General features: G+C 70.3%; 16 protein-coding genes. 9 read left to right on the forward strand and 7 right to left on the reverse strand.

Annotated features, from left to right (window positions below):
• The first annotated feature begins 64 nt into the window (after positions 1 to 64).
• From ACM9LD_RS20845 to ACM9LD_RS20855, 3 genes are all read left to right on the forward strand, one after another.
• A complete protein-coding gene (locus ACM9LD_RS20845) occupies positions 65 to 1405 on the forward strand; it encodes an MFS transporter (protein ID WP_415678450.1) in 1341 nt (446 codons plus the stop codon).
• The gene (locus ACM9LD_RS20850; protein ID WP_415678451.1) at positions 1392 to 2948 is read left to right on the forward strand and encodes a 5-oxoprolinase subunit B/C family protein; all 1557 of its coding nucleotides are present in this window, start codon (positions 1392 to 1394) and stop codon (positions 2946 to 2948) included. Before ACM9LD_RS20845 ends, ACM9LD_RS20850 begins: the two co-directional genes overlap by 14 nt.
• Before the next feature lie 100 nt (positions 2949 to 3048).
• On the forward strand, positions 3049 to 3750 hold the full coding sequence (locus tag ACM9LD_RS20855; protein WP_415678452.1) for an LGFP repeat-containing protein: 702 nt from the start codon (positions 3049 to 3051) through the stop codon (positions 3748 to 3750).
• Positions 3751 to 3781: 31 nt separating this feature from the next.
• Here ACM9LD_RS20855 and ACM9LD_RS20860 read toward each other — a convergent pair whose 3' ends face one another.
• Together ACM9LD_RS20860 and ACM9LD_RS20865 are read right to left on the reverse strand one after the other, a co-directional pair.
• Positions 3782 to 4438, reverse strand: coding sequence for an MBL fold metallo-hydrolase (locus ACM9LD_RS20860; protein ID WP_415678453.1), 657 nt, complete (start codon positions 4436 to 4438; stop codon positions 3782 to 3784).
• Positions 4439 to 4487: 49 nt separating this feature from the next.
• Positions 4488 to 5201: a DUF998 domain-containing protein gene (locus tag ACM9LD_RS20865; RefSeq protein ID WP_415678454.1), complete on the reverse strand. Its 714-nt coding sequence runs from the start codon at positions 5199 to 5201 to the stop codon at positions 4488 to 4490.
• Positions 5202 to 5312: 111 nt separating this feature from the next.
• On the opposite strand from ACM9LD_RS20865, the gene ACM9LD_RS20870 reads away from it, so the two are divergent.
• Positions 5313 to 5582: an SAP domain-containing protein gene (locus tag ACM9LD_RS20870; RefSeq protein ID WP_415678455.1), complete on the forward strand. Its 270-nt coding sequence runs from the start codon at positions 5313 to 5315 to the stop codon at positions 5580 to 5582.
• A gap of 22 nt (positions 5583 to 5604) precedes the next feature.
• Here ACM9LD_RS20870 and ACM9LD_RS20875 read toward each other — a convergent pair whose 3' ends face one another.
• Together ACM9LD_RS20875 and ACM9LD_RS20880 are read right to left on the reverse strand one after the other, a co-directional pair.
• A complete protein-coding gene (locus ACM9LD_RS20875) occupies positions 5605 to 6474 on the reverse strand; it encodes a short-chain dehydrogenase/reductase (RefSeq protein ID WP_415678456.1) in 870 nt (289 codons plus the stop codon).
• Between the two features lie 26 nt (positions 6475 to 6500).
• Complete coding sequence (locus tag ACM9LD_RS20880; protein ID WP_415678490.1) at positions 6501 to 7979, reverse strand: flavin-containing monooxygenase; 1479 nt, start codon at positions 7977 to 7979, stop codon at positions 6501 to 6503.
• A gap of 87 nt (positions 7980 to 8066) precedes the next feature.
• Here ACM9LD_RS20880 and ACM9LD_RS20885 point away from each other — a divergent pair, with 87 nt between their 5' ends.
• Complete coding sequence (locus ACM9LD_RS20885) at positions 8067 to 8660, forward strand: TetR/AcrR family transcriptional regulator (RefSeq protein WP_415678457.1); 594 nt, start codon at positions 8067 to 8069, stop codon at positions 8658 to 8660.
• On the opposite strand, the gene ACM9LD_RS20890 is transcribed toward ACM9LD_RS20885, so the two are convergent.
• Both ACM9LD_RS20890 and ACM9LD_RS20895 read right to left on the reverse strand, forming a co-directional pair.
• On the reverse strand, positions 8639 to 9202 hold the full coding sequence (locus tag ACM9LD_RS20890) for a dihydrofolate reductase family protein (RefSeq protein ID WP_415678458.1): 564 nt from the start codon (positions 9200 to 9202) through the stop codon (positions 8639 to 8641). The genes ACM9LD_RS20885 and ACM9LD_RS20890 overlap by 22 nt on opposite strands.
• A gap of 52 nt (positions 9203 to 9254) precedes the next feature.
• Complete coding sequence (locus ACM9LD_RS20895) at positions 9255 to 9608, reverse strand: Rv2640c family ArsR-like transcriptional regulator (protein ID WP_415678459.1); 354 nt, start codon at positions 9606 to 9608, stop codon at positions 9255 to 9257.
• A gap of 101 nt (positions 9609 to 9709) precedes the next feature.
• Here ACM9LD_RS20895 and ACM9LD_RS20900 point away from each other — a divergent pair, with 101 nt between their 5' ends.
• The 3 genes from ACM9LD_RS20900 to ACM9LD_RS20910 are packed head-to-tail and all read left to right on the forward strand — an operon-like array spanning position 9710 to position 11666.
• On the forward strand, positions 9710 to 10132 hold the full coding sequence (locus ACM9LD_RS20900) for an ArsI/CadI family heavy metal resistance metalloenzyme (RefSeq protein WP_415678460.1): 423 nt from the start codon (positions 9710 to 9712) through the stop codon (positions 10130 to 10132).
• On the forward strand, positions 10129 to 11226 hold the full coding sequence (gene arsB / locus ACM9LD_RS20905; protein ID WP_415678461.1) for an ACR3 family arsenite efflux transporter: 1098 nt from the start codon (positions 10129 to 10131) through the stop codon (positions 11224 to 11226). Before ACM9LD_RS20900 ends, arsB begins: the two co-directional genes overlap by 4 nt.
• Positions 11226 to 11666, forward strand: a complete 441-nt coding sequence (locus ACM9LD_RS20910; RefSeq protein ID WP_415678462.1) for an arsenate-mycothiol transferase ArsC — start codon at positions 11226 to 11228, stop codon at positions 11664 to 11666. Before arsB ends, ACM9LD_RS20910 begins: the two co-directional genes overlap by 1 nt.
• Positions 11667 to 12383: 717 nt before the next feature.
• On the opposite strand, the gene ACM9LD_RS20915 is transcribed toward ACM9LD_RS20910, so the two are convergent.
• Complete coding sequence (locus ACM9LD_RS20915; RefSeq protein WP_415678463.1) at positions 12384 to 12554, reverse strand: hypothetical protein; 171 nt, start codon at positions 12552 to 12554, stop codon at positions 12384 to 12386.
• A gap of 87 nt (positions 12555 to 12641) precedes the next feature.
• On the opposite strand from ACM9LD_RS20915, the gene ACM9LD_RS20920 reads away from it, so the two are divergent.
• Positions 12642 to 13130 (forward strand): hypothetical protein, encoded by a 489-nt coding sequence (locus ACM9LD_RS20920; protein WP_415678464.1) that lies wholly within the window; start codon positions 12642 to 12644, stop codon positions 13128 to 13130.
• Positions 13131 to 13244 lie beyond the last annotated feature (114 nt).

The following is a 13244-nucleotide window of genomic DNA, read 5'->3' on the forward strand; positions in this document are numbered from 1 at the left end:
GTTCAACAATCATCTATGGTGTGGATCACACCAGCGCCGACCGCCCGACCGAGAAGAGACCACCATGTCCACCGATCAGCCCGCGCCGGGCGCCGCGCAGAAGGGCGCCGTCAAGGCGTACATCGCCAGCCTCACCGGCACCTCCCTCGAGTACTACGACTTCGCGCTGTACTCCGTCGCGTCCGCGCTCGTCTTCCCGCACGTCTTCTTCCCCGCGGAGGACCCGTTCATCGGGCTCCTCCTCTCGTTCTCGACCTTCGCCGTCGGCTACTTCGCGCGCCCGATCGGCGGCGTGGTGTTCGGCCGCCTCGGCGACCGTATCGGCCGCAAGAACGTGCTGGTCGCGACGCTCCTCCTGATCGGTGTCGCAACGGTCCTCATCGGCGTACTGCCGAGCTACGCCACCCTCGGCGTGATCGCCCCGACGATCCTCGTGCTACTGCGGTTCGCGCAGGGCGTCGGCGTCGGTGGCGAGTGGGGCGGCGCGGTGCTGCTCTCCAGCGAGTTCGGCGACCCGCGCAAGCGCGGCTTCTGGGCCTCCGCGGCGCAGATCGGCGTGCCCGTCGGCAATCTCATGGCGAACGGCGTCCTCGCCCTGGTCGCGGCCCTGCTCACCGAGGACGCCTTCCGCGACTGGGGCTGGCGGATCGGCTTCCTGCTCTCGGCCGTGCTCGTCGTGTTCGGGCTCATGATCCGGCTCAAGCTGGAGGAGACCCCCGTCTTCCAGGCCATCGCCGAGCGCGCGGAGCAGCCGAAGGCCCCGATCTCCGAGGTGCTGCGCGGGCACCCGCGGGCGCTGCTCGCCGCGGCGCTCTCGCGGATCTGCCCCGACGTCCTCTACTCGCTGCTCACCGTCTTCCTCGCCAGCTACGCCACGAAGGAACTGGACTTCCCGACGAGCCACGTGCTGACGGCGGTGCTCACCGGTTCCGCCGTGCAGGTCTTCGCCATGCCGCTCGCCGGCGCGCTCACCGACCGGTTCAACCGGCGCCTCGTCTACGGCGTCGGCGCGGTCCTCACCGCGGCGTGGGTCCCGGTGCTGTTCCTCATGATCCAGTCCGGCAGCCGCGTCCTGCTGACGCTCGGCGTCGTCGTCGGAATGTCGCTGCACGCGCTGATGTACGGCCCGCAAGCGGCGTTCATCACCGAGCAGTTCCCCGCCCGCCTGCGGTACGTGGGCAGCTCCCTGGCGTACACCTTCGCGGGGGTCGTGGGCGGCGGTATGGCGCCCCTCATCTTCACGGTGCTGTTCCGGTGGACCGACTCGTGGGTGATCATCGCCGTGTACGTCGCGGTTACCGCCGTCGCCACCGTCGCGGGCATGGTCATCGGCCGCGATCCCGCGCCGGAGGAGGAGCTGGAGCTGCTGGCCGACGCCCCGGACGGTGTCGATGTTCCGCGCTGACGTCCGTCGCTTCGGCGCGCGCGCCGTCCGGGTTCGGGTGGACCCCGGCACCGTCGAGGCGCTCCGCGCCAGCCTGGCCGCCGAGCCGTTGCCGGGGCAGTTGGAGCTCGTCGCCGGGGCTGAGTCCGTCACGGTCCGCTTCGACGGTGCAGGATCGGCCAGGCGGGGTGAACGCCGGCTCGTGGACATGACGCCCCCGGAGGCCGTCCCGCTGGACGGGCCGCTCGTCGAGATCGAGGTCGTCTACGACGGCGAGGACCTGCGCGACGTCGCCGAGCAGCTCGGCACCGACGAGGCGGGCGTCGTGCGGATGCACACCACGCGCGCCTGGCACGTCGGCTTCCTCGGCTTCGCGCCCGGTTTCGCCTACCTCCGCTCGACGGAGCCGGTGCAGGAGATCGCGCGCCGGGCCTCGCCGCGGGTGCGGGTGCCGGCCGGCGCCGTCGGGCTGGCGGGGGAGTACAGCGCGGTGTACCCGCGCACCTCGCCGGGCGGCTGGCAGCTCATCGGCCGCACCGACGCCGAGCTCTGGTCGCTCGACCGCGACCCGCCCGCGCTGCTCGTCCCGGGCGCGCGGGTGCGGTTCACCGCGGTCCGCGCGCGGATCGCGGTCCCGGCGGGGCCGCCACCGAGCCTGCCCGTACCGCGCGCGGGCCGGGGCCTCGTCGTGCGCGAGACGGGACTGCAGAGCCTCGTCGAGGATCTCGGGCGGCCCGGTCGCGCGGCTATCGGGGTCACCCGATCGGGCGCCGCCGACCGGGGCGCGCTGCGTAAGGCCAATCGGCTCGTCGGCAATCCGTCCGGCGCAGCCGGCATCGAGAACGCCGGGGGCGGGCTGGAACTCGTCGCCGCGGGGGAGCAGGTGCTCGCCGTGACCGGCGCTGAGGCCGCTCTCGTCGTCGAATCGCCGGACGGGCGATGGCGCACCGTCGAGCGCGGTCGTCCCTTCGCCCTCGACGACGGCGACCTACTCGAGATCGGGCCGGTGACGGCCGGCCTGCGCGTCGTGATCGCCGTGCGCGGCGGTGTCGACGTGCCGCCCGTGCTGGGCAGCCGCAGCACCGACACCCTCGCGCATCTCGGGCCCGCCGCGATCGCCGCGGGTGACGTGCTGCCCGTCGGGCGCGCGCCGCGCACCGTCGTCGGGGAGCCGGAATCCCTTCCCGCCGTCCCGGACGGGAGTTCTCCGACGGTGCTCGACGTGCTGCACGGGCCCGACGCGGAGATCTTCCCCGCTGGCGCGTGGGAGCACCTGCTCGAGGAGCACTGGGAGGTCACGCCCCACAGCGACCGCGTCGGCGTGCGGCTCGCGGGGCAGCCGCTCGCGCGCGCCGACGGCGAGGTGCAGAGCCAGGCGCTCGTGCCCGGCGCGATCCAGGTCCCGCCGTCCGGCGAGCCGGTCGTCTTCGTCGTCGACCACCCGACGACCGGCGGCTATCCGGTGCTCGCCGTCGTGGCGGAGCACCACCTGGACCGGCTCGCGCAGCTGCCGCTCGGATCGCCGGTGCGGTTCGCGGCGACGAACGCGACGCCCGATGGGTGAGTGAAAGCGCCGGTCCGCAGCGCCGGGATGTGGTTACGTCGGGTCACGAGCGGTTCCGGAAGGACCGCTCGGTCGACTCGGAGCACCACCGGAAGGACCCATGAGGAAGATCGCAGCTCGACGGACCATCGGCGTCGTCGCCGGCCTCGCGGCCGCATCCCTGATCGTCGCGGGGTGCGGGAACGGCGGCTCGAGCGAGGATGTGGCCGCCACCTCGGCTGCGGTGGCCTCGACGACGTCCGCCGGGGCGGGGACCGGCAGGCCGTCGGCGACGTCCGCCTCGGGCGCGTCGTCCGCCACGGCGTCTCATTCATCCACCGCGGCTGGCTCCTCGGCGAAGGCCCAGCCCGGCGCGGTGAAGGTCAAGGGGGCCGACGGCAGCGACGTGACGCTGACCGGCCCGATCGCCGCGAAATACTCGGCAGCGACGCAGGCGCAGCGCACCGCGCTGGGCGTGGTCCTGACCGGCGACCACAACGCCGGGACCCGCGACAGCGGTGTGATCTTCCAGCAGTTCAAGGGCGGCGTCATCACCGCGAAGAACGCCGCCGCCGGCACGCCCGCCTACATCACCTGGGGCCGGATCCGGGACGCCTGGAACATCGAGCGCGGCCCGGACGGCACGCCCTCCCCGAGCGGGGCGAACGGTTCCGCGGGGCCGCTGGGCGCCGTGACCAGCGACGAGACCACGTCGGGTGCGGTCAAGCAGACCACCTTCGAACACGGGAGGATCACCTTCAACACCCAGACCAAGAAGGTCGAGGTCACAGTCAACGGCAAGGTCGTCCCGGCGGGGCTGTAGGAGGCGACGGCATCTCGGGCGCAGACACGACTCAGCGGGAGAGGACGCCACTCGCGAGCCGCTCGGCCGTCTCGGCGACGGTGCGCCGCCACGTCGCGGGATCGACGGCGTGCGCCCCGGATCCGCCCGCGAACGCACTCGAGGCGACCAGGTCGGGTTCGAGGCCGCCGAGCACCTCGAGGCTCGCGAGCAACTGCTCCCCGTCGCTCATCCCCGGGATGTAGCCCGCGTTCCAGCGCCCGTCCGCGCCCCGGTAGAGCGTGTCGCCGGTGAACAGGTAGCGCGCACCGTCGGAACCGGTGACCAGGAAGGACGTGCTCCCGGGCGTGTGCCCGGGGGTCGGGACGATCTCGACGCCGTTCGCGTCGACGGTCCGGTCGGCGAGGAGGACGCCCGGGGTGGCGTGCTCGGCGACGCCGTCGAGGTCCAGCACCGGCGCGTGCAGGACGACGCCGAAGCGCTCGGCGATCGCGCCCAGCATCGGGCCCGCCTCGTCCTGGTGGCTGAGGTACTGGTGGGCGATGCCGCCGCGCTCGGCGATGGCTCCGAAGTCGGCGTCGTCGCCGGGGGAGTAGAACAGGACGTTCCCGCCGGTCCGGGGCGTCCAGAGGTAGGCGTGGGTCGTGAGACCCGGGAACGGGGAGTAGGTCGGGGTCTCGAGCAGGTCGGGCCGGATCGTGGTGAGCATCGGATGTCCTCTCGTCGGGTGTCTTCGACGGTAGGACCTCAATATTGATTCAGGTCAAGACCGGTTCCGGCGTCGGTCGCGGGCGCACCCGCCGTGCGGCCACCAGCAGGGCGACGCCCAGGGCGCAGCGCCACCACAGGAACGGGTCGATCGCCGCCCGTTCTGTGCCGCCCGCGCCGAGCGGGTTCGCCCACGGGATGACGAGCGCGGCGATCCCGGAGACCGCGATGCAGGCGGCGGTGAGGGCCGCCAGCCGCCGGCGGGAGCGCAGTAGCAGCAGGACCGCGAGGCTCATCAGGGCCATTCCGCTCACGTGCTCGACGTACGCCGCGATCGGATGCACGACGATGCGCGCCCGGGGCCCGTCCGGGAACTCGCCGGCGCTGCCGGGGAAGATCCCGACGCACGCGAGGGCGACGCCGTTGACCACCGCCAGTGCCACGGCGGCCCGGTCCCAGGGGCGGGGAAGGAGGGGGCGAACCGCGACGGCAGCTGCGATGCCGAGTGCGCCGACGAGCACGAACGCCGTGTTCATGAGTGGATGCCACGGAGAGCACACGAACCGGTCGGTCACCGCGAGCCCGCCGTCGCGGCTGAGATCGCCGAGGCATTCGGGTACGCCCAGATCGCTGATCATGTTGTCGGTCCAGCTGTAGGGGCGGGGCCACTGTCGGGCGACGATGAGCTCGGCGAGGAAGTAGGCGACGGTCGCGGTGAGCAGCGTCCCGGCGAGCCCCGCGCGGCGGCCGGTGAGAGACGCCACGGGATGGAATGAGGGCAGGGCCGAAGTCTTTAGCTGCATTCATTATTTCTACGCGACGGGTCCCGTTGCACGCTGTGGTGTGCATCTCGCTCGCGGCGTACGGTCGGAACCATGGCGAAGAAGAATCCGGGGCCGTCCGTGAAGGACGGTGAACTGTACGAAGAGCTCCGCGACAAGGGGGACTCGAAGGAGAAGGCCGCGCGGATCGCGAACGCCGCCGCGAACCGGGGGCGCTCGGCGGTCGGCGCCGCCGGCGGTCACTCCCGCGCGTACGAGGACTGGACCGTCGACGAACTGAAGGCGCGTGCGAAGAAGCTCGGTCTGACCGGGTACTCGTCGAAGCGCAAGGCCGCCCTGATCGACGAGCTCCGCAACCACTGAGGGCCGCGGCCCTCAGCGCCGATCACTCGGCCGTCGCGGGCACCGCCGCCCGGCCGGCGCGCGATCGGACGTCGAGCGCGAGGACCAGCTCGACGACCGGGCGATGGTGGGCTGTGATGACGTCGAGGACGGGGTTGATGAGGCCGCACAGGAGGCTGTAGCCGGTCCACCGGGCGGGTGCGATCGTGCGCGCAGCGCGGCGCTCGATCCCGCGGACGGTGCTCTCGCCCGCCTGCTCCGGCGTGATCCGGGCGGTCAGGAACGACGGGAGCAGGTCCGTCACCGCGGAGGCGAGCGGGTCCTCGTCGAAGCCGACCTTGACCATGTGGGTGTCGACGAAGCCGTAGTACACGACGCCGGCGGTCGCGCCGTAGGGCGCGAGCTCGACGCGGAGCGCGCGGCCCAGCTGCTCGACGCCCGCTTTCGCCACCGCGTACGGGGAGACGCCGACGCCGTTGACGAAGGCGTACACCGACGACGTGAGCAGCAGGTGGCCGCGGTTCTGCAGGACGTGCGGCATCGCGGCGAGCACGGTGTTGTAGACCCCGTGCAGGTTGACCGCGAGCACTCGGTCGAACTCCTCGGGAGCCATGCCCTGCACGGTGGCGCCGCGCGGCGCGATGCCCGCGTTCGCGACCACGACGTCGATCGCGCCGAAGCGCTCGGCGACGGCGGTGAAGGCATCGGCGAGACCTGCGCGATCGGTGACGTCGGCGGCGAGGCCGATCGCGCCGTCGCCGATCTCGGAAGCGGCCGCGTCGACGTCCTGCTGCCGGAGGTCGAGCACGGCGACCCGGGCGCCGCGGGCCGCAGCGGCCTTCGCGGTCCCGAGGCCGATGCCGCGCGCGGCTCCGGTGATGACGACGGTCCGGCCGGCGAGGTCGAGGTTCATGAGTGGGTTCTCCTTGGTGGTGGTCGTCAGCCCGCGAAGGCGTAGTCGGTGAGGGGGAAACGGCGGCTCTGCCACGCCGCCTCGACGGTCGTGGAGGCCCGGAACGGGACGTCGCCCTGCTGGGTGAAGTAGTAGCTGTTGGCGCCCGCGCCGCTGGGGTTCGAGAACACCTGCAGCGGCCTGCGCGCCAGGATCGAGTCCATGTACGACTCCTGGGCGGCCGTCGTGACCTCGGCGGTGGTCGCGGCGCGGCGGCGGGCCTCGTCGAGCACCCGGACGATGTGCGCGGCGCTGTTCTCGACCAGGGTGAAGAACGAGGATCCGTTGTACCCGTAGGGCCCGAAGACGGTGAAGAAGTTCGGGAAGCCCGCGGTCGCGACGCCCTGGTACGAGTGGAAACGGCCCGTCTCCCAGTGCTCGGCGAGGTCGGTGCCGTCCGCGGCGGTGAGCGCGTACGTGGGGAGCGCGTCGCGGTCGGTGACCTTGAAGCCGGTCGCGAGGATGAGCACGTCGAGGGGGTGCTCGGTGCCGTCGGCCGTGCGGATGCCGGTGGGCGTGATCGCCTCGATCGACGAGGTCTCGAGCGCGACGTTCTCGCGGTTGAAGGTCGAGAGGTACGAGTTGTGGAAGCTCGGCCGCTTGCAGCCGAGCGCGTAGGTGGGCGTGAGCTTCTCGCGCGTCGCGGGATCGGAGACCTGCATCCGGATGTAGTTGCGCGCCGCGACCTCGAGGACGTCGGTGCCGGGGATCCACTTGTGGAAGTGGGCGAGTACGGGGAAGGTCGCCTCCACGAACGCCTGGCTGGCGAGCCGGGCCGCCTGCCGGACTCCGGGGATCGCGGCCAGGCCGGTGCGGCCGACGCGGCCGAGCGGGAAGTCGGGCTTGGGGAGGCACCAGATCGGGGTGCGCTGGAAGACGGTGAGTCGCTCGGTCTCGGGGGCGATCTCGGGAATGACCTGGACGGCGGTGGCACCGGTGCCGATGATGCCGACGCGCTTGCCCGCCGTCGTGACGTCGTGGTTCCACCGGCTCGTGTGCATCGTCTCGCCCTCGAAGGAGTCGATGCCGTCGATCTCGGGGAGCTTCGGCTGGCTCAGCGGGCCGCCCGCGTGGATCAGCCAGCGGGCCGTGATCTCGCCCGTGCCGGTCGTGATCGTCCAGCGGGCGGTCGCCTCGTCGAACGACGCGGCATGGACGCGCGTGCCGAAGCGCAGCCGCGGGGCGAGGCCGTACTCGTCGACGATCTGCTCGGCGTAGGCGCGCAGTTCCCGGCCGGGCGCGTAGCTGCGCGACCACGTCGAGCGCTGCGCGAAGGAGAACTGGTAGCTGAACGACGGGATGTCGACGGCAACGCCGGGGTAGGTGTTCCAGTGCCAGGTGCCGCCGGGGCCCGCCGCATCGTCGACGAGGAGGACGTCGTCGAATCCCGCTCGGGCCAGCGCGATCGCGGTGCCGAGGCCGGAGAAGCCGGCGCCGACGATGACGATCTCATGGTGGGGGACCACGGGGAGCGGTGTATCGGGCACGACGGCCGCCTCATTTCAGATACGGAGAGTATTCGAATGCAGACTGTATCCCGATAGGATGGCCGGATGCAACGGTTGTCGCGGGCGGACGCCCAGTCGCGCACACGGGCGCTGATCGTCGCCTCGGCGACGGAACTGTTCCTCCGAGACGGGTTCACCGCGACCTCCCTCGAGGCCGTCGCGGCGCACGCGGGCTTCACGCGCGGCGCCGTCTACTCGAACTTCGCGAACAAGGTCAGCCTGGGAACGGCGGTCATCGACGGGCTCTACGAGGAGGAGACCGCGCGAGTCCTGGCGCTGGCCGAGGCCGCGCGGGACGACGGTCTCTCCGCGGTGATCGACTCCCTCGACGCGTGGGGCCGCACCATCGTGGGGGACCGAGCGTGGTTCCGGTTGGAGATGGCGGTCTCGGCCACGAGCGTCGCGGACGGCGAGCTGACGGCGGCGACCGCGTCGCGGTACGAGCGCATCCGTGCCGCCACGACGACGCTGGTACAGGAGCTGGAGGTGGCGCACGGGCTGAACCTCCCGGTCGATGCCGAGACGCTGGCGTTGGGACTGTTCAGCCTGATCCTGGGGCTGGGCATGCAGCGCGCGACCGATCCGACGGTGTCGACGGACGTCGTGGCGGTCTTCGTTCAACGGCTCCTGGGGGAGTAGCGGAGCAGCACGACGCCGCTGTCGAAGCGGCGCTGGTCGACGAGTTCGAGGTCGACGCGGATCCCGGTGGGCAGCCCCGCTTTCCCGCCGCCCACGACGATCGGCAGGACGTACAGCTGGACCTCGTCGATCAGGCCGGCCGCGAACGCCTGCGCGGCCAGATCGGCGCCGCCGATGAGGAGGTCACGGTCCGCGGCGGCCTTCAGGGTACGGACGTGATCGGGATCGAAGGCGCGCTCGATCCGGGTGTTCGCGGTCGACGGTGCCGCCTGGCTCGTGGAGTAGACGACCTTCGCGGGCGCGCGCCACGCGGCGGCGAACTCGGCTGCGGCAGGGGAGCGCCCGGCCAGGGAAGGGTCCGTCTCCCAGGCGGACATCATCGCGTAGAGGCGCCGGCCGTAGAGCAGCGTGCCGACGGATCGCATCAACGCGGTGTGCGCGGCGAAGACGTCGTCGTCGCCGGGCAGCCAGTCGAAGGCGCCGTCCTCGTCCTCGATGAAGCCGTCGAGCGAGACGTTCGTCGGATAGATCAGATCAGCCACCGGTGTGATTCTTCCGGGCTTCTCCGATGGTCGTGGGATGTTTCCGCGGCTTTCAGCAGCAGTTCGGGTCGAGCACCCTGCAGAGGGCGGTGAGTGCCTCGCGACGGGGGGAGTGGTGCATGCTCATGCCCTGTCGCTCGGAGGAGATGAAGCCGGCGGTGCGCAGCTGGCCGAGGTGGTGGCTGACTGTCGATTCCGCGAGGCCCACCGTCGACGCGAGTGAGCCGGTGGTGCACGGCTCGCCGCAGGTGAACAGCTGTGACAGCAACTTGACGCGGACCGGATCCGCGAGCGCCTTGAGACGCAGCGCCACGTCCAGTGCCGTCGCATCGTCGGCCGGCGTCGAGGCGACGGGGGCGCAGCAGACCGGATCGGTCATGTCGATGACGGGCAGCGTCTTGGGCATGGCGTCGATCGTACGCACCTCGTTGACATATGTCGAAGAGGTGGCGTAGAAAGATCCCGAAGCTGATTCGATATACGTCGCAGTCCTGGAGGTCGTCATCGATGTCGCGCACGCAGCTCGCCCTGAACGTCGATGACTTGGATGCGGCGATCGCCTTCTACACCACGCTGTTCGGAATCGCACCGGCGAAGGTCAAGCCCGGCTACGCCAACTTCGCGGTCGCCGATCCGGCACTCAAACTGGTGCTGATCGAGAATCCCGGCCAGGGCGGCACGCTCAATCACCTCGGTGTCGAGGTCGAGTCCAGCGACGCGGTGCACGCCGAGATCGCGCGCCTGACGGATGCCGGGATGTTCACCGAGGAGGAGATCGGTGCGACCTGCTGCTTCGCCACCCAGGACAAGGTGTGGGTGACCGGCCCCGATGGGGAGCGGTGGGAGGTCTACACCGTCCTGGCCGATACGGAGACCTTCGCCGGCGAGCGGGTCGCCGCGACTGCGGCGTGCGACCGCGGCCCGCGGTGACCGCGCCCGTCGCGGACCGTCGGGTCGCACAGCGGCTGTCCATCCTCGACCGGTTCCTGCCGGTGTGGATCGGCGTCGCCATGGTCGCCGGCCTGCTGCTCGGCCGGATGATCCCGGGCCTGAACACCGCCCTGGAGAAGATCCAGGTCGACGGCGTCTCCCTGCCGATTGCGCTCGGGCTGCTCATCATGATGTACCCGGTGCTGGCGAAGGTCCGTTACGACCGCCTCGACACCGTCACCGGCGACCGCAAGCTGCTCCTCGGCTCGCTCCTGTTGAATTGGGTCCTCGGACCGGCGCTGATGTTCGCCCTCGCGTGGATGTTCCTGCCCGACCTCCCCGAGTACCGCACCGGGCTGATCATCGTCGGCCTCGCCCGGTGCATCGCCATGGTGATCATCTGGAACGACCTCGCGTGCGGCGATCGGGAGGCGGCCGCGGTGCTCGTGGCGCTGAACTCGGTGTTCCAGGTGATCATGTTCGCGGTCCTCGGCTGGTTCTACCTCTCGATCCTGCCGGGATGGCTCGGCCTCGAACAGGCGACGATCAGTACCTCGCCGTGGCAGATCGCGAAGTCGGTGCTGATCTTCCTCGGCATCCCGCTGCTGGCCGGCTATCTGTCGCGTCGGATCGGGGAGAGGACCAAGGGCCGCGACTGGTACGAGTCGACATTCCTCCCGCGCATCGGCCCGTGGGCGCTGTACGGCTTGCTGTTCACCATCGTCGTCCTGTTCGCGCTGCAGGGGGAGCAGATCACCTCCCGCCCGTGGGACGTCGCGCGGATCGCGCTGCCGCTCCTGGTGTACTTCGCCGTGATGTGGGGCGGCGGGTACCTGCTCGGCGCCGGGATGGGGCTCGGCTACGAGCGCACCACGACGCTCGCGTTCACGGCTGCGGGCAACAACTTCGAGCTCGCGATCGCCGTCGCGATCGCCACCTACGGCGCGACGTCCGGGCAGGCGCTGGCCGGCGTCGTCGGGCCGCTGATCGAGGTCCCGGTCCTTGTCGGGCTCGTGTACGTCTCGCTGGCACTACGGAAGCGATTTCCGCTGAGTCCATCCACCGCGGTAGACACGTCCAGGAGCGTGAACTGATGCCCAGCACCGACACCCGCAGGCCGAGTGTGCTGTTCGTGTGTGTGAAGAACGGCGGCAAGTCCCAGATGGCCGCCGGCCTGATGCGGAAGACCGCCGGCGATGCCGTCGAGGCGCACTCGGCCGGGACGCGGCCCGGCAACGCGGTCAACGGCCTGTCCGCCGAATCCCTGGCCGAGGTGGGCGTCGACATCACCGGCGAGACGCCGAAGGCGATCGACCCCGGTGTGATCGCGCGCGTGGATCTGGTGGTCGTCCTCGGCCGCGAAGCGGTCGTCGAACCGCCCGCGGGGGTACGACTGGTCACCTGGGACACCGACGAGCCCTCCGAGCGGGGCATCGACGGGATCGAGCGGATGCGGCTCGTCCGCGACGACATCGCCGCCCGCGTCGTCGCGCTGGCCGCCGAACTCACCGGGGACCGGTCAGTTGCCTCGTAATGTCATAATGTAGATTATCGGTGGATTGGGGGGGATTCGTCGGTGACGGTCGGCGATCCGCCGCCTACGGCTTCCTTGCCGCGGTCTTGCATCCGCGGGTAACGGCGATGGTCGCTCGGCGCCGTGAATTTGAGCCCCGCGTTCTCCGGGCGGTGAATCCATGGTGAACCCACCGTCGGCATGCACACCGCGCTTCTCGGGCCATCGACATCGACCGACCGCCGTACGTCGACGCCTGTGCGACGCACGACCGCCTTTGGGCTGAGTTCGTCGTCTCTCGCCCGCGAGCTCACTTCAGGCCCGGGCAACGATGTCGCGACGTCGCCTCCGGCGTCCCGGTCGGGCTGGCCGACCTCATGTTTACGTCACTGTGACGTATATACCGTGGTGGACTCGCGAGGTTCGGAGGCTCGTTCGCGTTCGCTCCGAGAATGTTCTCAACAATGGCGGAAATGGACATCCTGCCGCGCCTATTGCAATAGCAAGCGGCTCTCTCCTACTCTTGTGGCGCACGTTGAAACGCGGCGCGAATGGGGAATTCGTTCGTGTGGGCAAGGAGGAATTATGGGTAGGCATAGCCATGAGGAAGTCGTGGCCGCTCCGCGGGACATCTCCCTCGAAGAGACCGTGCAGTTCCGCCTCCCCGGCCTCAGTCTCGACCGCCCGACCTCTGCGCTGGCCAGTTCCGATACGCGTCAGATGGCCATAGATTCAATTTCACGCATGATTGATTTGATTGACATGATCGACAATGCGCCGAATCCCCGGGCGGCCCGGCGCGCCGCGCACCGCGGCTCGCTCGTGAACTTCCGTCAGATCGCCACGGCCGGAAACCGATTCGCGCATGCCGCCGCGACCCGCATGCGGCACCCGATCGGCGGTCGACACCGGCTCACAGGAGAATCTGCCGACGACACCCGGCTTCCTGCGGGGAACATTAACCATCGGTGGTCGGATAACGCTATTGTTAACACCATGACCAATGATGACCTCTCCGTCCTCAAGCGCGCTCAAGAACTCGTCCGCAAGCACGACGAGGAGCAGCGCGCCCAGCGAGTCGAGCGTGAAGGCCGGGTGCGCCAGACGGGCTCGCTGATCGCCACCTATAGCGCCGACTGTGCGCTCCGCCTCGCGGAGCTGCTGGACTTCTCCACGAAGGACGGCCCCGTCGACAAGATCAAGTGGCAGCTGTCGGCCTCCGGCGAGAAGCTGATCTCGTTCAACCCCGAGGACAACGACCTGATGGTCGACATGCATCGCATGCCGATGCTGGTCACCAACGTCGAGGGCTACACCGTGGGCGTGCAGCACCTACTGGGCACCGACGTCTACGCCTTCGGCCTCACCGACGGTGGGGACAACTGGAGCGGCTTCGAGGACCTCGAGGGCTTCGGTCGCGCCACCCTCACCCCGGGCAACCGCTACAAGTGGGGCGAGGTCTTGCTCTCCCAGTACAACGAGTGACACGCTCCCCCGTCCGCTGAGCCGAGCACACCTGCAAGGGGTGCTCGGCTCTTCTCTTCGCCGGGGTCCCGCGCCGGTACGCTGGTGCGGTTGCCGTACGAGGTCATCAGGAGC

Origin of the sequence: Tsukamurella hominis, from assembly GCF_965137015.1 — a bacterium.
In the GTDB taxonomy this organism is placed as follows: Bacteria; Actinomycetota; Actinomycetes; order Mycobacteriales; family Mycobacteriaceae; genus Tsukamurella; species Tsukamurella hominis.